Here is a 21,511-nt window from a genome sequence, read left to right as displayed (position 1 = left end):
CGGGATAATGGATCCGATGCCTCAAACAGCCGATAGTTCGAATCGATCCGATCCATCGTCCGAGCGCAGCACCTTCGCCTCGATCCGCCGTCTCCACCCCTACGTCCGCACCGCCCTGCCCCGCCTGGTCGGCGGGCTGGTCGCGTCGCTCGGCGCCAGCCTCATGGCGCTCGCCATCCCTGCCGTGCTCCGGTGGGTCACCGACGGCCCGCTCACCGAGGGCGTCCGTGAGCACGACTGGTCGGGCCTGGCCTGGTCCGTCGTCCTCATCGCCGTGCTCGGCGTGGGGGAGGCCGGGCTCATCCTGCTGCGCCGCACCCTGGTGATGTTCCCGGGAACCCGCGTCGAGGCCGGGATGCGGATGGCCCTGTTCACGCACCTGCAGGACCTGCCCGTCGCGTTCCACGACCGCTGGCCCGGCGGCCAGCTGCTGAGCCGCATCATGGGTGACCTCGGCCTGCTGCGCCGCTGGCTCGTGTTCGGCATCCTGCAGCTCGTGGTCAGCGTCGTGACCATCATCGTGGGTGTCGCCCTGCTCGTCGCCACGGGTGGCTGGCTCGGCATCATCTTCCTGTGCGGGTCGATCCCGGTGACCATCCTGGCCTTCCGGTTCTCCAGCAGGTACCGCAAGATCTCGCGGCTCTCCCAGGACCAGTCCGGTGACCTCGCCACCACCGTCGAGGAGTCCGTGCACGGCATCCGCGTGCTCAAGGCGTTCGGTCGCGGGCCCGACGCGCTGGACCAGTTCACCGACCAGGCCGAAGGGCTGCGCGAGACCGAGATCCGCAAGGCCACCACCGACGCCGGCCTGACCACAGCCCTGCGCACCATCCCGGAGGTCACGCAGGCCGTGGCGCTCGTGGTGGGCGCCTACCTGGTGGCCCAGGGCGACATGACGCTCGGCGCCCTGGTCGCGTTCTTCGCCACGGCCCAGGTCATCAACGGCCCCGTCGTCGACCTCGGCATGACCCTCTCGATGACGCTCAACGCCCGCACCGCCGTCGACCGGTTCTTCGAGGTCATGGAGACCACCAACCCGCTGACCGACCCGGCGACGCCCGCCGGCCTCCCGGCGGTCACCCCCGGGAGGGCCGGACAGGCCGGCGGCCACGTCGCCTTCCGCGACGTCACCTTCCGGTACGACGACGCCGTCCGCCCCGTGCTCGACCACGTCGACCTCGAGCTGCCGCCCGGCACCACCACCGCCCTGGTCGGGCTGACCGGGTCCGGCAAGTCGACGCTCGCGATGCTCCCGCCCCGGCTCTTCGACGTGACCGACGGCGCGGTCGAGGTCGACGGCGTCGACGTCCGGGACCTGACCCGCGCCCAGGTGCGCGAGCGGGTCGCCGTCGCGTTCGAGGACCCCACGCTGTTCTCCGCGTCCGTACGCGAGAACGTGCTGCTCGGCGTCCCCGACACCCTGCCGGAGACCGAGCGCGAGGCGCTCCTGACCCAGGCGCTCGAGGTGGCGCAGGCGCAGTTCGTCGCCGAGCTGCCCGACGGCGTCGACACACGCATCGGCGAGGAGGGCCTGTCGCTGTCCGGGGGACAGCGGCAGCGCCTGGCGCTGGCCCGCGCCATCGCCGCCCGGCCGCGGGTGCTCGTGCTCGACGACCCGCTCTCCGCGCTCGACGTCACCACCGAGGAAGCGGTCACCGCCCGCCTCCGGGACGTGCTCGACGCCACGACGACGCTCGTCATCGCGCACCGGCCCTCCACCGTCGCCCTCGCCGACCGGGTGGCCGTGCTCCAGGACGGCCGGGTCACCGCCGTCGGGACGCACCACGACCTGCTCGCGCGCGACCCGCACTACCGGTACATCATCTCAAGCCTCGAGAACGACTACCAGGCGAACGATCCGCACTGCCCGGCCCCGGGAAGCTCCGACCGGCAGACCTCCGACCAGAGCCAGGAGGCGCTGTCATGACCGCCACCACCGAGCCGACCACCGCCCGCCGTCGGCCCACCGACGCCGCGGCGGACGACGAGACCCGCCTCGGCAAGGAGGCCTCGCGCAACGTCCGGCGCCGGTCGATGCGCCTGCTGGGCGACCTGCTGCGCCCGCACAAGAAGGCCCTTGCCTGGGCGGCGGTGCTCGTCGTCGCATCCACCCTCGGCCAGGTCGCCGGACCGTGGCTCGTGGCCGTCGCCATCGACCAGGCGGTACCCGCACTGCAGGACGGTTCGGCCACCCCGCTGGTCCTCAGCGGCACCGGGTACCTCGCCGCCGCGATCCTCGGCGGGGTCGCCGCCGGCGCCTACGTACGTGCAGCCGCACACATCGCGCAGGCGGTGCTGCTCGACCTGCGCCGCCGCGTGTTCCGCCAGACGCAGCGCCTCTCGCTGGAGTTCCACGAGTCGTACACGTCGGGCCGGATCATCTCCCGGCAGACCTCCGACCTGGAGGCGCTGCGCGAGCTGCTCGACGGCGGCCTGACCGGAGTCGTCTCCTCCCTGCTGCTCATGCTGTTCACCTTCGTGAGCCTGCTGCTCATCGACTGGCGGTCCGGCCTGGTGCTCGCCGTCGCGTTCGTCCCCGCCTGGCTGCTCACCCGCTGGTTCCAGCGCATGTCGCAGCGGTTCTACCGGGAGCAGCGGACGGCGTCGGCCCGGCTCATCGTGAAGTTCGTCGAGACGATGACGGGCATGCGCGCCGTCCAGGCGTTCCGTCGCGAGCCCACCACGGAGGCCGAGTACCGCACGCTCGGCGAGGACTACCGGGACGCCAACCTGCAGATCTTCGGCGTCAACGGCCGGTTCCAACCAGGTCTCATCCTGATCGGCAACCTGACCGTGGTGGCGGCGCTCGCGGTCGGCGGCTGGCGGGTCCTGGACGGCACCCTGGCCGTGGGCGCGCTGGCGGCCGTGCTGCTCTACTGCAAGCGGTTCTTCCAGCCGGTGCAGCAGCTCGGCATGTTCTACAACTCCTTCCAGTCCGCGACGGCGGCGCTCGAGAAGGTCTCGGGCCTGCTGTCCGAGGAGCCCACGGTCACCGAGCCCGCGCACCCGACGCCGCTGCCGCTGGCGGACGGCGGGCGGGCCCGCGGCGAGCTGCGGCTGGACCACGTGCGGTTCCGGTACGGGGACGGCCCCGTCGTGCTGCCCGGCCTGGACCTCACGATCCCCGCCGGGCAGACCGTCGCGGTGGTCGGGACGACCGGAGCCGGCAAGTCGACGGTCGCCAAGCTGGTGACCAGGTTCTACGACGCCTCGGAGGGGGCGGTGCGCCTGGACGGCGTCGACGTGCGCGACCTGGCCTCGGCCGACCTGCGCCGCGCCGTCGTCATGGTCACCCAGGAGGCGTACCTGTTCAGCGGGTCGGTGCGGGAGAACATCGCGCTCGGCCGGCCGGACGCCACCCAGGAGGAGATCGAGGCCGCCGCCCGGGCGGTGGGCGCGCACGAGTTCGTGCTCGACATGCCTGACGGGTACGACACCGACGTGAACAAGCGCGGCGGGCGGGTCTCGGCCGGCCAGCGGCAGCTGCTGTCGTTCGCCAGGGCGTTCCTGGCCGACCCGGCGGTGCTCGTGCTCGACGAGGCGACGTCGTCGCTCGACATGCCCGGCGAACGGCTCGTGCAGCGCGGCCTGCAGACGCTGCTCGCGGACCGGACGGCCATCATCATCGCGCACCGGCTGTCCACGGTGGCGATCGCCGACCGGGTGCTGGTGATGGAGCACGGGCGGATCGTCGAGGACGGGGCGCCTGCCGAGCTCGTCGCGGGTGACGGCCGGTACGCCCGGCTGCACGAGGCGTGGCGGGACTCGCTGGTCTGACGGGGGGCTGACGGGGGTCTGCCGGGGTGGTCTGACGGGGTGGACCTCGAAAGGGTTCACCTCCGGGCCAGGCCGTCGACGATCGCGTCGAGCGCGCGGTCCAGCTCCGCGTCGGTCACCCCGCCGAAGCCGAGCACCAGCCCCGTCAGGCGGGCGCTGCGGCAGTAGTCGGCGAGGATCGGGACGTCGAAGCCGGCGCCGCGCCCTGCCGCGCGTGCCCGCTCGGCCGACGCCGGGTCCGTCAGCCAGGTCGAGTACATCCCCGCCAACGGGCCGGCGAGCTCCGCGTGCGGCGCCATGGCGGCTGCGACGCGCGGCGCCCGGTCCGCGTAGACCCGGCGGGCGGTGCGCATGACCTTGTCGGCCCAGCCGTCGCGCAGCAGGGTGAGCATGGCGCGCTGGGTGGGCCAGGGTGGGGTGTCGTGGGTGACCGTGCGACGCCGGACCAGGCGCTCGTGGACCTCCGGCGGCGCGACGAGCCAACCCAGCCGCAGGCTCGGGCTCACCGACTTCGAGGCGGTGCCCAGGTAGGCGACCCGGGACCGGTCGAGGGCCGCGAGGGCGGGCACGGGGGCGACGTCGTACCGGAACTCCGAGTCGTAGTCGTCCTCGACCACCACCGCGTCCGCCTCCCGGGCCGCCGCCAGCAGGGCGAGCCGGTCCGCGGCCGGCATGACCCGGCCCAGCGGGTGCTGGTGTGCGGGCGTGACGTAGGCGGCGGCGCAGCCGGCCAGGCCCGTGACGGGCTCGAGGGCAGGGTGGTCGACGACGCCGCGCCCGGCCGACCGGACCGACTCGGCGGCCGCGCGGTAGCCGGGGTCCTCGACGAGGACGTCCCCCGGGCGCAATGCCCCCAGGAGCTGCCGCAGGCCGTCCGTCGAGCCGGCGGTGACCAGGATCTCGTCGGGCTGCACCGCGATGCCGCGGGTGCGGGCGAGCCGTTCGGCGAGTGCTTCGCGGAGGTCGGGGAGTCCGCGCGGATCGGGATAGCCCCGCGGCGGGACCGCCGCGGACACCTCGCGCCAGGCCCGCCGCCAGCCCGCGAGGTGCCTGGGGTCGATCCAGGGCGTCCCGGAGTCGAGGCGGATGAGCTGCGGCTCGCGGGTGGCCGGCCGGATTCGGGGTCGGGTCGGGGGAGCGGAGGCATGTGCCGGCGTGTGCGCGGATGCGTGTGCCTGTGCTGCGCGCGCGGCCGGGGGAAGCGCTCCGCCGGACGCCACGAACGTGCCCGACCCACGGCGCGTCTCCACCCACGCCTCGGCCAGGAGCTGGTCGTACGCCTGCTCGATGACGGCGCGCGCCACCCCCAGGTCGGCCGCCAGGGCGCGGCTGGAGGGCAGGCGGTCGCCCGCGGTGAGCGTGCCACCGGTCACCAGCTCGCGGACGGTGCCGGCGAGCTGTGCGGGGAGCGGCTCGGCGCGGGTGCGGTCGAGGCGGACGGGGAGCATGAGGTCTTCTCCGGCTGGGGCTGGGGCTGGGACAAGTGGCTTGTTTGAATCGCGGTGAACTGGCCCGTGTCCACCAGCCACTTCCGGGCCAGGCTAGCGGTATGACGACGCAGCAGCTCTCCCCGACCCCGCGCACCACTCCGACCCGCGGCCGCAACCGCCAGGTCGAGGACCGGCGTCAGCTCATGGCGCTGCTCTCGGACGCGCTCGTTGCGCACCTGGGCGTCGTCGCCGGAGGACACCCGGTCGTGCTGCCGACGGCCTTCGCCGTCGATGCCTCCGGGCCCGACGACGGCGGTTCGCTCTACCTGCACGGGTCCGTCGCCGCGGGCTGGCTCGCCCCGGCCCTGGAGCAGGACATCTGCGTGACCGTCACCGAGCTCGACGGGCTGGTCCTGGCGCGGACCGGCTTCCACCACTCGATGAACTACCGGTCGGCGGTCGTGATAGGGCGACCGCGCCGGGTGACCGACCTGGAGGAACGACGCCTGGCGCTGGACCTCGTCGTCGACCACATGATGCCCGGGCGGGCCGCGACCCTTCCGCCCGCGACGCGCAAGGAGCTCGCGGCGACGGCGGTCATCGCGCTGCCGCTGGCCGAGGCCTCGATGAAGCAGCGCGCGGGCGGCGCCACGCTCGAGCCGGGGGACCTGGACCTGACCGGCTGGGCCGGGCTCGTTCCCGTGCGCTGGGCCGCATCGGCGCCCGTGACCGAGGACTACGTGAATGAGCCGGTGCCGGAGCTGGTCCTGCGTCGTGCGGCGGAGCTCGGCCAGGCGTGAAGCGCCCGCCGGGGTCCGTGCTCGACGTCGGCGCGTGACGGGGTCTTGATGTCCCCCGGGGCACTGTTGGACTTTCCGTCCGGCCGCCTCCCTGCCTGGCCGTGCTGACTGACTGACCGTGCTGAGCGACGAGCCGCCCTGTTGGCGAGCCTGAGCTATCAGCTGGCCTGCTGAGCGAGCTGTCTGAGTGAACTCTCTGAGGGGGCTGCCGATCGGTGGGGCTGCCTCAGAAGGGTGGTTCGTCGGGGAAGCGGTTCAGGCGCTGTTCGGTAGTGGGTAGTTCGACCGATGACCGTTCGGTGTTCGACCCGTCGGTGTTCGATCCGTGAGTCGTCGATCCGTCAGACGTCGGTTCTGTGGTGGTGGGTCGTTGGTTGAGTGGTGGTTGTCCGAGGCGTGCTCGGGTGTCGTCGCTCAGGCTGGTGATGTCGTTGCTGACCTGGCCGGTCTGGGTGGGTGGCCGGGTGTAGGTGTGTCCGGTGGGCGCGGTCCAGGTCGTGGTGCCGGTGGTGGGGTCACGCACGGGGGTCCAGCCGTGGTGGGTCTTGGCGAGGTGGTGGGCGCGGCACAGGGGTTGCAGGTTGGTGGCGCGTGTCTGCCCTGGAGTGCCGGGAGGCTGGTTGGTGGGGTCGAGGTCGTGGTCGAAGGGCTGGATGTGGTCCAGGTCGGCCCAGTGGGCGGGTCGCTCGCACTGCAGGAAGGTGCAGCTCTGGTCGCGGGTGGTGACTGCTTGGCGCAGGATCTTGCCGGGTTGGTAGGTGGTGGTGGAGTAGTCGGTGAGGATCCCGGTGGTGGGATCGGTCAGCAGACGCTGCCAGGTCGCGTCGGTCGCGATCTGGGCGGCGATGTCCGCGGGGATCGGCCCGTACCCCTCGAGGTGTCCGGGGGCGCTGTCCAGGCCCAGGAGCGTGGTGGCCGGGATCGTGACCCTGATCTGAGGTTTGACCTGGATCACGCGTATCGTCGTTCCGCCGCAGGTGCAGCCGCCGCAGGTGCACCCCGTGGCCGCGACCGTGGTCCGGGGCAGCGTCTCCTCGTGCGAGACCGCCGCCAGAGCAGTCCCTGCGGTCCCGGCGGTCTCGGCTGTCTCTGCCGTTGCTGCTACCTCTGGCGTGACCGCTGTCGCCTCAGGCGTAGCTGCCTCTGCCGTCGTCGGTGTGGTGGTCGTGTCAGTGGTGGTCGTGGTGACTGCGCTGGTGGCCGCGTCGTTGCCGTCGGCCTGGGCGCACTCGGGGTGGGGTGGGACGATGATGCGGCCGGTGGTGATCGCGACGAGGGCGTCGGCGCGGGCCTGGGTCAGGGTCCGGGTGCTGCCCGGGGCGCGGCGCAGGGTGTGGGCGGCTTGTTCGATCGCGTCCCAGACGGCTGCGGCGTCGGGGGCGGGCAGGTTCGCGCTGACCCAGGCCATGGTGTTGTCGGCCGGGTCGAGGTAGACCGCGCGGCGGGCCATGGCGTGCTTGGTGGTCTTCAGGGTGCCGTTGAGCTGGTGGGCGAACTCGTTCATCTTGTTCCGCAGCCACCCGCGGGTTCGGTCGGGTGCCTCGGGTAGGTAGCGGGTGATCGCTTCGTCGCGTTCCTCGTGGGTCAGGGGGTTGCCCGAGCGCAGCAGGATGTCGGCCTTGGCGGTATCGATCAGGCTTGCGTGCAGGGCGTTCATGACCTGGGGGTGCTCGGCCAGGCCGGCGCCGCGGGCGAGGTGCTTGTTCGCCTCGCGTTGCGGGACTCGCAGGCGGGCGCTGATCTCGGCGGCTGCGGCGTTGTGTTCCTCGGTCCAAGACCGGCGTCGGGCGATCTCGCCCAGCGCACGTGACTGCATCGCGGTGGCCCAGGAGATCAGGTCCTGCCAGCGTGCCGCGGCATCGAGCAGGACATCGTCTGTCAGGTCAGCGACCTCGATACCGGCCAGCACCTCGACCAGACCCGCGCCGACAGGCAAGTGGTCAAGCCCGGCCGGTGCGCCGGAGCTCGCGTCGTCTGGGCCACCGTCAGTGGCTGAGGTGCCCGGCGTGCCCGGCGTGCCCGTGACGTTCGTCGTGCTCCGGACCTTCGTGGCCAGGCTGTGACCGGGCCACGTGACGGTGGCGGTCGGTAGGTTGCCTTCGCCGTCGTGGCGGATCGCATTCCAGGTCAGGGTCGTGCATGCGGCCGTTGCGGCGTCGAGAGCCGGGTCGACGGGAGAGGGCAGCAGCGCATCGCGCAGGAAGCCCTCGACAACTGTGGTGGGCCCGGTGCTGCCGTCCACGCTTCCACCCATGTCGTTTACCTCCCTCTCGCTATCAAAAGTGCCCTCAGAATCGAATATATGTTCGATAGAGGCGCTCCGCATCTCCAGATTCGAAGATGTGGACAACCCATGTCGCCGGAAGCACTGGGGTAGCCGAACGGCCGTTCCTTCCACCACAGAGCCCGTGCCAACGACCCTACCCAGCGACACCGACACGCCCACCAACTCGATCGGCCGACTCGACCGGCCGACCCGACCGGACACCCCACCACCACCCCGAGAAGCGCTGCTAACATCCCGATCGTGACTCCCACTCGTTCCGTCCTGCCGCCCCCGGTCGTCTGACCGGAGCGGCACTACGACCGGCCCACACGGGCCGGTGCTGGGGCGTGCTCCACGACGATTCCCTGCCCTCGGAATTCCCTCGGAACGGGCCGGACCCCGCGGGGACCGGCCAGGAGCACACATGTCATCCACTCGTATCGGGCTGCTCTTCGTATGCCTCGCCGGAATTCTCTGGGGCACCGGCGGCCTCGCACTTGAGATCCTGCGCGACCACGCGCCGATGTCGGTCCTCACGGTCAGCGCCTACCGCATGCTCATCGCGGCCGGCGCGCTGCTCGTCGCCTCGCTCGCCCTGCGCAGGGGTCCGCGCCTCGTGGCGCTTGTGCGGGCGCACCCGGCCCGCTCCGTCGTCGTCGGCCTGGGGACCGGCGCCTACCAGGCGCTGTACTTCGGGTCGGTGGCCACGGCCGGTGTCACCGTCGCGACCGTGGTCAGCCTGGGGCTGGCTCCGGTCCTCCTCGCGGTCGTCGACCTCGTCCGGGCCCGGCGTCGGACGGCGACCAGGAGCACCGTCCGGCTGACGCTCGTCGTGAGCTCCGCGCTGTCCGGCCTCGTGCTGGTGAGCATGGCGTCGGGTACAGCGTCGGGCGCGAACGCCGTCGGGCCCCGGCCCGTGCTCGGCCTGCTGCTGGCGATCGCCTCAGGCTCCGTCTACGCGGCGACGACGGCGCTCGGCAGCACCCTGCTCGCGTCCGACGGTGTGGACCCCCTCGCCCTGACGACGGTCGCGACGACGGCGGGCGCCGTCGGCCTCGTCCCCGTGGCGCTGGTCGGCGGCGGACCGTTCGTCACGAGCGATCCGACGGCGCTCGGCACGCTCGCCTATCTCGGGATCTTCACGATGGCGCTGGCCTACGGCCTCTTCTACGCCGGGCTGCGCACGACCCGCAGCGGCGCGGCGGTCGTCGCGACGCTGTTGGAGCCGGTGACGGCGGCGGTCGCGGCCGCGGTCCTGCTGGGGGAGCGGCTCGGTCCCCTGGGGATCGTGGGGTCGGTGCTGATCCTGGCGGCCGTGGCGGGTCTGGAGGAGTAGCGCGTCAGGCGTACGACCAGCGTCCGTCCTGGTGCGGCCCCTGCCGTGCCGGGACGGACGTGTGGTCGATGGCGGCCATCTGGCCGGTGTTGTACTGGTCGGCGATGTACTGGCTGAACTGCCCGGAGTCGGCGGTGTGGGAGTTGTCCACGTAGTCGTACCCGCCGTTCCCGCCCGGGGCGACGTAGCCCCCGGTGTAGTCCAGCTCCGAACCCGCGGCGTACCGGGGCTCGTAGCCGGCGTCCGCGTACTCGGGCTCCGGGGCGGGCCGGTACACGGGGTAGGCGCCGGTGATCGGCTGCTGCGCCGCGGGCTGCCACCGGTCGGTCTGCGGGTTGGGCGCGTCGAAGGTGGGCGGCGCTGCGGCGACCCGCTGGGCGGGCACAACCTGTCGGGCGGGCACGGCCTGGACCGCGGCTGCTCGCTGTGCGGGTGCCTGCTGAGCCGACCGGGCTGCCGCAGCGCGCTGCGCCGCCGCCCGCTGTCCCGCTGCCCGCTGTCCCCCTGCCCGCTCCGCCGCCGCCTCCTGCGCGGCCGCCTCCCTGGCCGCCTCGTCCTGGGCGGCGGCCTGCGCCGCAGCCGCCTGCGCCGCCGCCTGCTGCGCCGCGTACCGCTGGGCGGCGAAGAGGGCGGACGCGCCGGCGTCGGGCTGCACGCCGTTCAGCTCACCGTGGATGCGGCCGGCGAGGTTCGCGGCGATGGCGAAGCGCAGCGGCGCCAGGGAGCTCACGGACATGGTGCCGGTCACTGCCGGGGGCGGCAGGAAGGCGAAGACCTCGTCCTCGCCCAGCAGCAGCCCTTGGCCGAGGGCCGCGTTCAACGTCTCCTCGAGGAGGTACTCGGCGCGGCCGTCGCTGCCCTGGAGTTCGGCGAACATGCCGTCCATGGAGCTCCAGCGGCGTTCGAGCGTGCCTTCCACCGTGTCGAGGAACCACCAGCCGTCAGGGGACTCGAGGAACATGTCGCCGAAGCAGGACGCGAAGCGCGGGGTCTTGTCACCGGTTCCGATCCACGACCAGGACGACAGCGCGAACTCGTAGGCGTCAGGTGCGAATTCTCGGATCAGGTGCACCTTGCGCATGTTGCCATGCTCACACTCCGAGCAAAAGAGGCTTACTGGACACGTAACGATTCGTTTCGCGTGAAGAAGACAATTTTTTCCTGCTGGAAACACGTGGCGGGCGGCCTCGGGGCGCCGCTACGGTCTCGCCATGGTGAGCGAGACGAGCGGCAACGGACGAGCCGGCGGGCACGACTGCGGCCGGACCGATCGGTATGCGGCCGACCAGGGCACCGTCGACACCCGTGTGCAGGAGTACTACTCGGGCCGGACTGGCTGGGACGAGCATGCCCGGCTGTCGGCCGGCTCGGCGCAGGGCTCCGTGGAGCACACCAGGACCCAGGAGCTGATCCGGCAGCGACTCGCGCCTGGCGCGCGGGTGCTCGACGTCGGCGGCGCCACCGGGGTGCACGCCGCACCGCTGGCGGAGGACGGCTACGACGTGCTGCTGGTCGACCCGGTCGCCGCCCAGGTCGCCCGAGCGGCGCAGCACGGCACGTTCGAGGCGCGCGTCGGCGACGCCAGGAACCTGGGCGCACCGAATCTGGACCTCGTGGACGGCGAGTTCGACGCGGTGCTCCTCCTCGGCCCGCTCTACCACCTCGCGAGCCGCGAGGACCGGCTGCTCGCCCTGCGTGAGGCGGTGCGTGTGACCCGACCGGGCGGCACCGTCGTCGCGGCCGCGATCACGCGGCTCGCGGGGCTGGTCGGCGGCGGCTACGAGCTCTTCCCACCCGCGACCTGGCAGGCGATCCTCGAGCACGGCAGGGCCCCCGACAGCATCGCGTTCCCCGTGGCCCACTTCCACGACGCCGCGGAGCTCGCGGCGGAGGCCGCCGAAGCGGGACTGTCCGACGTCGTCGTGCACGGCATCGAGGGGCCTGCCGGCGGGGCGCTGGAACGGGTGCGGCTCGACGCCCCCGAGGCCCCTGAGCTGATCGACGCCGCGCTCACGCTGGCCCGTGCGCTGTCGACGACGCCCGGGGTCGCCGACATGAGTCAGCACGTCCTGGCGATCGGTACTGTCTCGCCATGAGTACTTCCCAGCCGGACACCGAGACCAGCGCAGTCCCGAGGACCGACCCGCCGATCGTCGGCGACGAGCTGACGATCCTGCGGTCGTTCATCGACTTCTACCGTGCCACGATCCGCCGCCAGTGCGAGGGCCTGACGGTGGAGCAGCTGCGTACGCCGCACCCGCCGTCGACCATGACGCTGGCGGGGATGCTCAAGCACCTGGCGTACGTCGAGGACGTCTGGTTCAACGTGCGGCTGGCCGGCAACGAGCCGGCCCCGCCCTGGGACACGGTGGACTGGGAGGCAGACTCCGACTGGGACTGGCACAGCGCCCTCGAGGACACACCCGAGCAGCTCACCGCGCTGTTCGACGACGCCGTCGCGGCCTCCGAGCGGATCCTCGACGAGGTACTGAGCGAGGTGCCGCCGCCCGGCGCGGGCGTCCTGGACCGGACCACCGCGCGGCCCGGCCGCAGGGGCCCCATCTCGCTGCGCTGGATCCTCGTGCACATGGTGGAGGAGTACTCCCGGCACGCGGGGCACGCCGACCTGCTGCGCGAGGCCCTGGACGGCGCGACGGACCTCTGACGACCCAACCCCTGACGCCCCGGAGGGCTCAGAGCAGCAGCCACGCGTAGTCGGCCGCCTCGAGCACTATCCAGAACCGGAAGAACCGGCCGACCAGACCGGTGCTGATGAACAGCCACAGCCGCACGCGCAGCACGCCCGCGACCACCGACATCACCATGAACGGCGGGAGGCCCGCGAACGCGGAGGCGAGCAGCACCAGGCCCATGTAGACGGGGCGCCCGTCGGTCCGGTCGCGCCAGCGGGTCATCGCGGCGGCGGCCTTCGGGGACTCCAGCTTGCGGCGCAGCCACGGCAGGCGGGTGGTCCCGGCGCCGGCCCAGTACCAGAGCAGCTTGCCGGTGATCTGCCCGGTCGCGGCCACGGCCGCCAGCAGCACGCTCGGGTAGGTGTCGTTGGTCGCGGCGACGGCCAGGTACGCCTCGAGCGCCATGAAGGCCGCCACGGCGGAGCCCGCGGAGTAGAAGAAGGTGGACAGCAGGAGCATCGGGCTTGTTCGTCCGTCCTCGGTCAGTCCTCAGCCGGCAGCGTGCGGCGAAGTGGCCGTGGTCACAGTGGGACGTTAGCGCCTGCCGCGACGAGCTGCCGAATCAGGGCCTCGGCGGGCGGCGCGGGCGGCCCGACGGTCAGCGCCATGACCCGGCGCACGGCGCCCGGCAGGGGAGCGTTCGCGATCCCGGGGTTGCGGTGGGCGCGGAGCGTGAGCCCGGGCAGCAGGCTCACGCCCGCCCCTGCGGCCACCAGGGCCTGGACCGCCACGTAGTCGTCGGTCTCGAACGCGATGCGCGGCGCGAACCCCACGGCGGCGCAGCGGGCCACCATGTCGGCGCGACATCGTTCGCAGCCGGCGATCCACTCCGCGTCGTCGAGCAGCTTCAGGTCCGGCACGAACCCCGGTACGGGAGCCGCGTCGAGGTCGACTGCCGTCACGAGGTGGACCGGGTCGTCGAGGATCGTCGTGGACTCGTAGCGCGACAGGTCGTCCATGGACCGCGCGTGGCGCACGTCCGTGTGCTCGAACACCAGCGCGACGTCGACGGCGCCCGACTGCAGGGCGGCGACGGCGTCCGGCGGCTCGTGCTCCACCAAACCCACGGAGAGGCCAGGATGCTCCTGCTGCAGCCGGGCGACGGCGTCGGGCACCACGGTGGCCAGCGCGGAGGGGAACGCGGCGAGCCTGGCGCGGCCCGCACGCAGGCCGGCGAGCGCGTCGAGCTCGCGGCGTGCGCCCTCGACGCGGCCCAGGATCTCCTCGGCGCGCGTCGCGAGGAGGCGGCCGGCCTCGGTGAGGCGGACGCCGCGGCCGTGCCGCTGGAGCAGGGGGATCCCCGCGTCGGCCTCCAGGCGGGACAGGTGGTGACTCACCGATGGCTGCGCGTAGTGCAGCTCCTTCGCTGCCGCCGTGACGGAACCGGTACGGGCCACCGCCGCGAGGACACGCAGCCGGGTCAGGTCGAGCTCTGCGGTCATGACACCAGGCTAACCCAGAAAGATAGGCGTTATCGATCGAAAATCTTCGTAATAGGTATTGGACCTATGGGTCATGCGGGGGTCACGCTGGAACCATGACGCTCGCGACCCTCCCGCCCCGGCTCTCGGCCCCGGCCCCGCCGACCATCGCCGACGTCCTCGCCGCACAGGCCCGCCTGGAGGGCGTCGTCGTCCGCACCCCCGTCGGGCAGTACGCCGAGCTCGACCGCGCCACCGACGCCGCGATCGTCGTCAAGCACGAGAACCAGCAACGCACCGGAGCCTTCAAGGCCCGCGGCGCCAGCAACCTCCTGCTCTCCATGTCCGACGCCGAACGCGCCCGCGGCGTCGTCGCCTACTCCACCGGCAACCACGCCCAGGGCGTCGCCTACGCCGCCCGCCTCACCGGCACCGCCTGCACCATCGTCATGCCCGACGACCCCAACCCGGTCAAGCTCCGGGCAGTCCTCGACCAGGGCGCCGACGTGCTGCTGCACGGCGCCAACTTCGACGACGCCCGCGCCCAGGCCACCGCGCTCGCCGAGAGCTCGGGCGCCCGCCTCGTCGGCGCGGCCAACGAACCCGGCATCATCGCCGGCGTCGGCACCCTCTACCTCGAGCTGTTCCAGCAGGCCCCCGGACTCGACGTCCTCGTCGTACCCGTCGGAGGCGGGTCCGGCGCCGCCGCCGCGAGCCTGGTCGCCGCCGCCGTCGCCCCGGGCACCGCGGTGATCGGCGTCCAGTCCGCCGCCTCGCCCGCCGCCCACGACTCCTGGCACGCCGGAGCCCTCGTCGAGCGCGCCAACAGCACCCGCGCCGAAGGCCTCGCCGTCGGCTGCGGTTTCGAGACCACCCAGACCCTCATGCGCGAGCACCTCACCGACTTCGTCCTCGTCACCGACGAGCAGATCACCGCCGCCCAGCACCTGTACCTCACCGGCGCGCACACCGTCGCCGAAGGCGCCGGCGCCGCGGCGCTCGCGGCGGTCCTCGCCGATCCGGATCGTTTCGCGGGCCGCGACGTCGGCGTCGTGTGCACCGGCGGGAACGCCAGCGGGGACGAGCTGCGGCGGGCCCTGTCCGTCCTGTGAGTCCGTCGTGTGAGCGCTGCGCAGGTATCCGGGCCCGACTAGGCTCGGCGGCATGGCCCGCTACTTCGACGTCCACCCCGTCGACCCCCAGCCGCGCAGCATCGCGCAGGTCGTCGCCATGCTGCGCGACGACGCCCTGGTCGCCTACCCGACCGACTCCTCCTACGCGCTGGGCTGCCGGATGGAATACCACGACGGCGCGGACCGCATCCGCAGCATCCGCAAGCTCGACGACAAGCACCACTTCACGCTGGTGTGCTCGGACTTCGCGCAGCTCGGGCAGCTCGTGAAGCTCGACAACTCGGCGTTCCGCGCGATCAAGTCGGCCACGCCGGGGCCGTACACGTTCATCCTCCCGGCCACCGCCGAGGTCCCGCGCCGGCTCGCCCACCCCAAGAAGAAGACGGTGGGCGTGCGCATCCCCGACTCCGCCGTCACGCAGGCGCTGCTGCGTGAGCTGGGGGAGCCGCTGCTCTCGTCCACGCTGATCCTGCCGGACCAGGCCGAGCCGATGACGGACGGCTGGACCATCAAGGAAGAGCTCGACCACCTGCTCGACGCCGTGGTCGACGGCGGGGACGCCGGGACCGAGCCCACGACCGTCATCGACTGGTCCGACGGGTTCCCCGACGTCGTGCGCGTAGGTGCCGGGGATCCTGCGCGTTTTGAGTGACCGCTTCGAATAACCTGTGCCCATGACGGACCTCACCGGGCTCGAGCAGGCCCGTACCAAGATGACCGAAGCCGGCGTGGCGCCCGCCGCCATCGAGACGTTCACGCGGTTCTACCACCTGCTGCAGTCGGGTGCGAGCGGCATGATCCGCGAGGACGACATCGACCCGCTGGTCGACATCCCGAACCGCGCCGAGCTGACCATCGGTGACGACGAGGCGGCCGCCGCCCTCGCGAAGACCGCGATGCTCAAGCTCAACGGCGGGCTCGGCACGTCCATGGGCATGGACCAGGCGAAGTCGCTGCTGCCGGTGCGGGAGGCACCCGACGGATCAGAGATCCTCACGTTCCTCGACATCATCGTCGGTCAGGTGCGCGCGGCCCGGGAGGCCACCGGCGCCCGGCTCCCGCTGCTGTTCATGAACTCCTTTCGTACCCGCGACGACTCGCTCGCGGCGCTGGAGCGCTATCCCGACCTCGCGGTGGACGGGCTGCCGATCGACTTCCTGCAGAACCGCGAGCCCAAGCTGCTCAGCCAGGACCTCACGCCGGTCACCTGGGAGAAGGACCCCGACCTCGAGTGGTGCCCGCCCGGCCACGGCGACCTCTACCCGGCGCTGCACGCGTCCGGTGTCGTCGTCGCGCTGCTGGAGGCCGGCTTCCGGTACATGTGCGTCTCCAACTCGGACAACCTCGGCGCCACGCCGGACGCCACGATCGCCGGCTGGTTCGCCGCGTCCGGCGCCCCGTACGCCGCCGAGCTGTGTCGCAAGACGCCCGCTGACGTCAAGGGCGGCCAGCTCGTGATCCGCAAGGCCGACGGCCAGGTGGTCCAGCGCGAGACCGCGCAGACCCACCCCGACGATGTCGCCGCGTCCCTGGACGCCACGCGCCACCCGTTCTTCCACACCAACAACCTCTGGTTCAACCTCGAGGCGCTGGGCGCCGAGCTCGAGCGGACGTCGGGGGTGCTGGAGCTCCCGCTGATCCGCAACGACAAGACCGTCGACCCGTCGGACCCGTCGTCGCCCGAGGTCGTGCAGATCGAGTCCGCGATGGGTGCCGCGGTCGCCGTCTTCGAGGGCGCGACGGCGATCGAGGTGGAGCGCTCGCGGTTCCTGCCGGTCAAGACGACCAACGACCTGCTCGTGCTGCGGTCGGACGTCTACGACCTGACGCCCGACTACCGGCTCGAGGCACAGGCCCTCGCACCGCTCGTGGACCTCGACAAGGACCACTACAAGCTCATCGACGGCTTCACCGAACGGTTCGCCGCGGGCGCGCCGTCGCTGCGCGACGCGGACTCGCTGACGGTCCGCGGCGACTGGACCTTCGGGTCCGGCGTGCGGGTGGAGGGCAAGGGGCAGCTCACGGGCGACGGCGGCACGGTGCCCGACGGCGTGACGGTGGGCCCGGAAGGCTTCTGAGCGCGGGGTTCGGCTCTACCGATCATCGTGTGCCGGATCGTGTGCGTGCTCGCCAGGTCTCCTCCAGCGCTACTACGCGTTCGTGTAGTGGGGCCGGGTCGGTGTCCGGTGGGACCGGGCCGTGCGCGGCGGCGTCGGCCAGCCAGTCCGCCCAGGCCTGCCAGCGCGGCAGGTAGAGGTCCCGGACCAGGCCCTGCCAGTGCCTGCCCGAGTAGTCGTGCAGGCCGTTGTGCTGCCCACCCCAGACGCTGACCAGGCTCCGCGCCTCGCGCTCCATGGCGTCCCGCTCTGCGTCGGTGTCGCCCCAGGCGCGGGCAGCGTCGACCCAGGTGGAGAGCCGGGTCTCGGGGCGGGCGCCGGCCAGGTCGTCGAGCCGCAGCAGGTCGGCGCGCAGACGGCTCATGTGGGTGCGGACGCCGTCCGGGTCGCCCGCGCGTGCCGCCGCCAGGATGCCCCGCACGTGCGCCCGGGTGCCCTGCGCGAGAACGTGGCCCGCCAGCTCGGCGATGTCGGCGCTCAGGAGGTCGCGCGCTGGGTTCGCTACGGGGTCGGGCGCAGAGCTGGACGCGGAGCTGGGCAGGGATTCCGGGAGGTTGTCGCGGACCTCGGTCAGCTGCCGCACCGCCCGGTCGAGGCGGGGGAGCGCGGCTGCGACGGCGGGGTCGTTCTCGGCGTCGATGTCGGACGACGGCGTCGGGGGCACGTTCCCGATGGCCTCGCCCGCGCTGCGCTGGGCGGGGAACGGCAGGCCCGCGCTCCAGGGACGAGCGATGACGGGCGTCGGGACGGAACGGGTGCGGCCCTCGCCGTGGAGGGTCGAATAAATAGTGTGCCAAGCGCGTAGCGCTGTCTGGGCCAGGTTCGCCCGTAGCTCACCGGTCAGCCCGTACCGGTCCAGCACGAACCGGTCCAGCCAGCGGTCGAGCTCCGTGGGGGAGCGCGGCGCGTCGTCCCAGGCGAGGTCGGTCGCCAGCTCGTAGAAGACCTCGTTGTTCTCGATGGCCTCGGGGGCGAGACCGATCCCGTGCAGGTGGGGTACGCCGTCGGGCAGGGCGTGTGTGTCCCGGACCAGGCCGCGCAGGTCGCCGAACAGCGCCGGCCGGCCGCCGAAGTTGTGCAGCGCGCACCAGACCCAGGGCCGCCCGGCGAGCGGGGCGCCGTCGGCCAGGAGGGCCGTGTGCAGCGGTACGTGCTCACCCCAGAGGTCCAGGACGAGCGTGCGGTCGACGGGGACGTCGCGCAGGTACGCGGCTACCCGGTCGGGCGTCCAGAACGCGCCCTTGTAGTGGAAGGGCCAGCCCTGGAGCACCCAGACGGCGTCGGGATCCGCGGCGGCGAGGGCCCGGTACGTGCCGCGGCCGGCGGCGCGCAGGTACTCGACGTCGCCCGACGGCGGGACCGACTCGATGTACGGGTCGACGGCGTAGTGCCCCGACCCCGGGCCGAGCAGCTCGCGCTGGACCTGCGCGAAGGTCGCGAACAGCTCCCGGAAACGACGCGACTCCGGGTGCAGGAGGGGGATGCGCCAGCCCTGCCACTCGATCTCGCCGGCTGGGTGGTCGTCGGCGGGGTCGTCGTCCGGCCCGGGACCCGCGAGGGCGGGCGGGACGTGCCCGCCGAACGCGGGGAGCACCGGCGTCATGCCGAGCTCGCGCATCCGGTCAAGGATGCGCCGGGCCAGGTCGACGCGGCGCTCGGCCCAGCGCGCCGGCAGCGGACCGCCGAACGAGTGCATGCCGCCCATGAACGTCCACGGGAAGTGGGCGGCGCCGCCCAGCCAGCGTGCGGCCTCGGCGTCGGGCAGACCGGCCCGGCGGAACGTCTCGGCCAGCACCGCCTCGTGTGCCACCAGCATCAGCGGGTGCGTGATGCCGTGCAGCGCCATCCAGTCGACCTCGCGCTCCCAGCGGTCCCAGCCCCAGAACGGCGTCGAGTACCCGAAGGTCACGACGTTCAGGTAGTACCGCACCTCGTGCGGCGACGAGACGGTGGTGGGGGGCGCGTCGGGCAGGGGGCTCGCGCTGACGCGCGCCCGCTGCCAGGTCAGCCGCGTCCCCAGGTTGTCGCGGACGTACCGGGCCAGCGCGACGGACGCCGCCACCGCGTCGGTCGCCCGGATCGTCAGGTGGCCGGCCTCGGCTCGGTACCCGGCGGTGTCGGACTGGTTGGTCTCGATCCCGGCGCCCTCGACCGTGACCTGCCGCGGGTCCAGGCCGGCCCGCTCGGCGACGCCGCGGACGGCGTCCGCCCACGCGCTCGTCGCGCTCACAGCGCGCTCCGGACAGTGTTGTCCTGGCCCGTGCCGTCCTGGCAGGGTCCCGCGCCCGGGGAGCCGAGCGCCGCGCCGGACCACCGCCCGAAGTCCACCACGCCCGCACCCGCACGCGACCGCTCCGCGGCGAACGCCATGAGGTGGCTGTCCAGCGCCGTGGCGAACGACAGCTCGCCCGAACCGACGGTGCCGTCGACCACCGCCCGGCAGAACGCGTCCATGAGACCGTCGTCGCCGCCGGCGTGACCGGATTCCGGGGCCGGGTGGGCCACGAGCGAGTGGGTGGCGTGGCCGAGCGGCCCGTCCGTGCCGGACTCGACGAGCTCCACGCCCGGCAGGGCGCCCAGGACGGCGTCCGGCAGCCGGCCCGACGGCGAGAACAGGTCCACCCGGATCTCGCCCGACTCCATGTGCCCGTGCAGCTGCCCGCGCGTGCCGGTGATCGCCAGGTGCCGCGTGTTCTCGGCGGTGAACGCGCTGGCTGTGAGCGTCGCGGTCAGGCCGGAGGGGAACCGCAGGAGGGTCTGCTGGTGGTCGGCGACGTCGTTGTCGCAGTGGTAGACGCAGCGCCCGTACGGCCCGCGCCGCAGGGCGGCCAGGCGGCCGGCGGGGGACAGGTCGTCGCCGAGCATCGTGACCGGATGACCCGTGACGTCGCGCAGCGCGTCCAGGTAGTAGCGCGGCGCGTGGAACGGGCAGTCCGCGGCGGCGGGACAGCCGTCGGTGCAGCGGGCGGGGGCGCCCTCCGGTGCGTGCTCGGGGCGGAAGTGCAGCAGCGAACCCTCGCTCGCCACGGTCCGGGGCGCCGACCCGGCGAGCCAGCGGATCAGGTCGAGGTCGTGGCAGGTCTTGGCGAGCACCATGGGGCTCGACTCGGCGGCGTTGCGCCAGTTGCCCCGGACGAACGAGTGCGCGAAGTGCCAGAACCCGATGTTCTCGCGCACCTCGATGGTCGCGAGGTCGCCGAGGGCACCCGCCTCGACGACGGCCCGCACCGCCCGCCAGAACGGCGCGAACCGCAGCACGTGCCCGACGGCGATCCGGGCGCCCGTCCGGCGCACCACGCCCGCCAGGTCGGTCAGGGCGGTGAGTGTCGGCGCGGCGGGCTTCTCCAGCAGCATCGGCAGCCCGCCGCCGTGATCGTCGTGCTGCGCGACCGCCGTGGCCGCGGCGACATGGAGGGCGTCGGGCAGTGCGACGATCACGGCGGCGGGCCGCAGCCGGCCGAGGTCCGCGACCAGGTCGGTCCAGTCGGCGTAGCGGGCGGCGGTCGTGCCGGCCAGGGCCGCCAGACGGGTCGCGTCCGGGTCGGCCACGGCCGCGATCCGCGCACGGTCGGGGTGCGCCCGGACCCAGCGGCCGTAGGCGTCGGCGCCGCGGCCGCCGGCTCCGAGGACGGCCAGCCTGACGGGCGGCCGGACCGGGGGCGTCGTCATCGCTCCGCCCCCTGGACCAGGCCCGACACGATGTACCGCTGCGCGAGGAAGAAGACGATGACCACGGGTACCGTCACCGCGATGGAGCCGGCCAGGAGCACGGTGACCGGCACCTGGAAGTCGCCGAGCTGCGCGATGCCGAGCGGCGCGGTCCAGAGGTCGCGGTGCTGCACCAGGAACAGCAGGGCGTAGAAGTACTCGTTCCAGGCGATCATGAACACGTAGATGGCGGTGGCGACGACGCCGGGGATCGCGATCGGCAGCACCACCCGGACCAGGAGCTGGGGTAGCGTGCAGCCGTCCATGATCGCCGCCTCCTCGACGCTCTGCGGCAGCGCCAGGAAGAAGTTCCGCATCATGTAGAGCGCGACGGGCACCGTGGCCGCCACGTAGACGATCAGGAGGCCCACCAGGGTGCTGGTCAGGCCGAGGCGGGACAGGATGACGAACTTCGGCACTGCCAGCACGATCCCGGGGAACAGGTACACCGCCAGGATGATGCCGTTCGTGACGGCCCGGCCGCGGTATCGCAGACGGGCGGCGGCGTACGCGCCGAGCACGCACGCCAGGATGCTCAGCGCGACGGTCCCGACGGCGACGCCGAGCGAGTTGAGCACGAAGCGGCCCAGCCCGAACCCGCCGTCGGCCTCGTCCCGCATCGCCGTCGTGAAGGCGGACAGGTCGAGCCCGGACGGCAGGCCGAGCGGGTCGCGGACCACCTCGCCGTACGGCCGCACCGAGAGCACCACGCCGTACAGCACGGGCCCCAGCGACCACAGGAGCGCGACGGTGACCACCACGCCGCGTCCGACGCGTGCGGCACGGGTGGGCCGGATGCCGTTCATGACTGCCCCCCCATGTGCTGCCCT

Annotated in this window: 17 protein-coding genes; 9 read left to right on the top strand and 8 right to left on the bottom strand. The window is 72.9% G+C overall.

Features of this window, described 5'->3' with window-relative positions; all coding sequences use genetic code 11:
• Window positions 1-16: 16 nt before the first annotated feature.
• Together ACQEVI_RS25695 and ACQEVI_RS25690 are read left to right on the top strand one after the other, a co-directional pair.
• A complete protein-coding gene (locus tag ACQEVI_RS25695; protein ID WP_432904773.1) occupies window positions 17-1,927 on the top strand; it encodes an ABC transporter ATP-binding protein in 1,911 nt (636 codons plus the stop codon).
• Window positions 1,924-3,777: an ABC transporter ATP-binding protein gene (locus ACQEVI_RS25690; protein ID WP_432904770.1), complete on the top strand. Its 1,854-nt coding sequence runs from the start codon at window positions 1,924-1,926 to the stop codon at window positions 3,775-3,777. Before ACQEVI_RS25695 ends, ACQEVI_RS25690 begins: the two co-directional genes overlap by 4 nt.
• A 56-nt stretch (window positions 3,778-3,833) precedes the next feature.
• On the opposite strand, the gene ACQEVI_RS25685 is transcribed toward ACQEVI_RS25690, so the two are convergent.
• Complete coding sequence (locus ACQEVI_RS25685) at window positions 3,834-5,225, bottom strand: PLP-dependent aminotransferase family protein (RefSeq protein ID WP_432904766.1); 1,392 nt, start codon at window positions 5,223-5,225, stop codon at window positions 3,834-3,836.
• A gap of 101 nt (window positions 5,226-5,326) precedes the next feature.
• Between ACQEVI_RS25685 and ACQEVI_RS25680 the strand changes: the two genes are divergently transcribed.
• The gene (locus ACQEVI_RS25680; RefSeq protein WP_432904763.1) at window positions 5,327-6,007 is read left to right on the top strand and encodes a pyridoxamine 5'-phosphate oxidase family protein; all 681 of its coding nucleotides are present in this window, start codon (window positions 5,327-5,329) and stop codon (window positions 6,005-6,007) included.
• Window positions 6,008-6,233: 226 nt separating this feature from the next.
• Here ACQEVI_RS25680 and ACQEVI_RS25675 read toward each other — a convergent pair whose 3' ends face one another.
• A complete protein-coding gene (locus tag ACQEVI_RS25675) occupies window positions 6,234-8,261 on the bottom strand; it encodes an HNH endonuclease (protein ID WP_432904760.1) in 2,028 nt (675 codons plus the stop codon).
• A gap of 436 nt (window positions 8,262-8,697) precedes the next feature.
• On the opposite strand from ACQEVI_RS25675, the gene ACQEVI_RS25670 reads away from it, so the two are divergent.
• The gene (locus ACQEVI_RS25670; RefSeq protein WP_432904757.1) at window positions 8,698-9,609 is read left to right on the top strand and encodes a DMT family transporter; all 912 of its coding nucleotides are present in this window, start codon (window positions 8,698-8,700) and stop codon (window positions 9,607-9,609) included.
• A gap of 4 nt (window positions 9,610-9,613) precedes the next feature.
• Here ACQEVI_RS25670 and ACQEVI_RS25665 read toward each other — a convergent pair whose 3' ends face one another.
• Complete coding sequence (locus ACQEVI_RS25665) at window positions 9,614-10,690, bottom strand: hypothetical protein (protein ID WP_432904754.1); 1,077 nt, start codon at window positions 10,688-10,690, stop codon at window positions 9,614-9,616.
• A 130-nt stretch (window positions 10,691-10,820) separates the two neighbouring features.
• On the opposite strand from ACQEVI_RS25665, the gene ACQEVI_RS25660 reads away from it, so the two are divergent.
• Window positions 10,821-11,705 (top strand): class I SAM-dependent methyltransferase, encoded by an 885-nt coding sequence (locus ACQEVI_RS25660; protein WP_432904739.1) that lies wholly within the window; start codon window positions 10,821-10,823, stop codon window positions 11,703-11,705.
• Window positions 11,702-12,274 (top strand): DinB family protein, encoded by a 573-nt coding sequence (locus tag ACQEVI_RS25655; RefSeq protein ID WP_432904735.1) that lies wholly within the window; start codon window positions 11,702-11,704, stop codon window positions 12,272-12,274. Before ACQEVI_RS25660 ends, ACQEVI_RS25655 begins: the two co-directional genes overlap by 4 nt.
• Before the next feature lie 28 nt (window positions 12,275-12,302).
• Here the strand turns inward: ACQEVI_RS25655 and ACQEVI_RS25650 are convergent, their stop codons facing one another.
• Entirely contained in the window at window positions 12,303-12,761 is a 459-nt protein-coding gene (locus tag ACQEVI_RS25650) for a hypothetical protein (protein ID WP_432904732.1), read from the bottom strand.
• Between the two features lie 62 nt (window positions 12,762-12,823).
• On the bottom strand, window positions 12,824-13,744 hold the full coding sequence (locus ACQEVI_RS25645; RefSeq protein ID WP_432904729.1) for a LysR family transcriptional regulator: 921 nt from the start codon (window positions 13,742-13,744) through the stop codon (window positions 12,824-12,826).
• A gap of 95 nt (window positions 13,745-13,839) precedes the next feature.
• Between ACQEVI_RS25645 and ACQEVI_RS25640 the strand changes: the two genes are divergently transcribed.
• The 3 genes from ACQEVI_RS25640 to ACQEVI_RS25630 are packed head-to-tail and all read left to right on the top strand — an operon-like array spanning window position 13,840 to window position 16,934.
• Window positions 13,840-14,835, top strand: a complete 996-nt coding sequence (locus ACQEVI_RS25640; RefSeq protein WP_432904726.1) for a threonine ammonia-lyase — start codon at window positions 13,840-13,842, stop codon at window positions 14,833-14,835.
• A gap of 52 nt (window positions 14,836-14,887) precedes the next feature.
• Window positions 14,888-15,508, top strand: coding sequence for an L-threonylcarbamoyladenylate synthase (locus tag ACQEVI_RS25635; RefSeq protein WP_432904723.1), 621 nt, complete (start codon window positions 14,888-14,890; stop codon window positions 15,506-15,508).
• Between the two features lie 22 nt (window positions 15,509-15,530).
• Window positions 15,531-16,934, top strand: coding sequence for a UTP--glucose-1-phosphate uridylyltransferase (locus ACQEVI_RS25630; RefSeq protein ID WP_432904720.1), 1,404 nt, complete (start codon window positions 15,531-15,533; stop codon window positions 16,932-16,934).
• Between the two features lie 22 nt (window positions 16,935-16,956).
• Here ACQEVI_RS25630 and ACQEVI_RS25625 read toward each other — a convergent pair whose 3' ends face one another.
• From ACQEVI_RS25625 to ACQEVI_RS25615, 3 genes are read right to left on the bottom strand one after another with little or no spacing between them, the layout of a single operon-like run.
• A complete protein-coding gene (locus tag ACQEVI_RS25625; RefSeq protein ID WP_432904717.1) occupies window positions 16,957-19,203 on the bottom strand; it encodes an alpha-N-acetylglucosaminidase TIM-barrel domain-containing protein in 2,247 nt (748 codons plus the stop codon).
• A complete protein-coding gene (locus ACQEVI_RS25620; protein WP_432904714.1) occupies window positions 19,200-20,642 on the bottom strand; it encodes a Gfo/Idh/MocA family protein in 1,443 nt (480 codons plus the stop codon). The genes ACQEVI_RS25625 and ACQEVI_RS25620 overlap by 4 nt, the downstream gene beginning before the upstream one ends.
• Entirely contained in the window at window positions 20,639-21,487 is an 849-nt protein-coding gene (locus ACQEVI_RS25615; RefSeq protein ID WP_432904711.1) for a carbohydrate ABC transporter permease, read from the bottom strand. The genes ACQEVI_RS25620 and ACQEVI_RS25615 overlap by 4 nt, the downstream gene beginning before the upstream one ends.
• Between the last annotated feature and the right edge of the window lie 24 nt (window positions 21,488-21,511).

The organism is Promicromonospora sp. CA-289599 (genome assembly GCF_050936155.1).
Taxonomy (GTDB): Bacteria; Actinomycetota; Actinomycetes; order Actinomycetales; family Cellulomonadaceae; genus Promicromonospora.
Note: the sequence above shows the minus strand (reverse complement) of the source record. Positions and strands in the feature narration are given on the sequence as shown.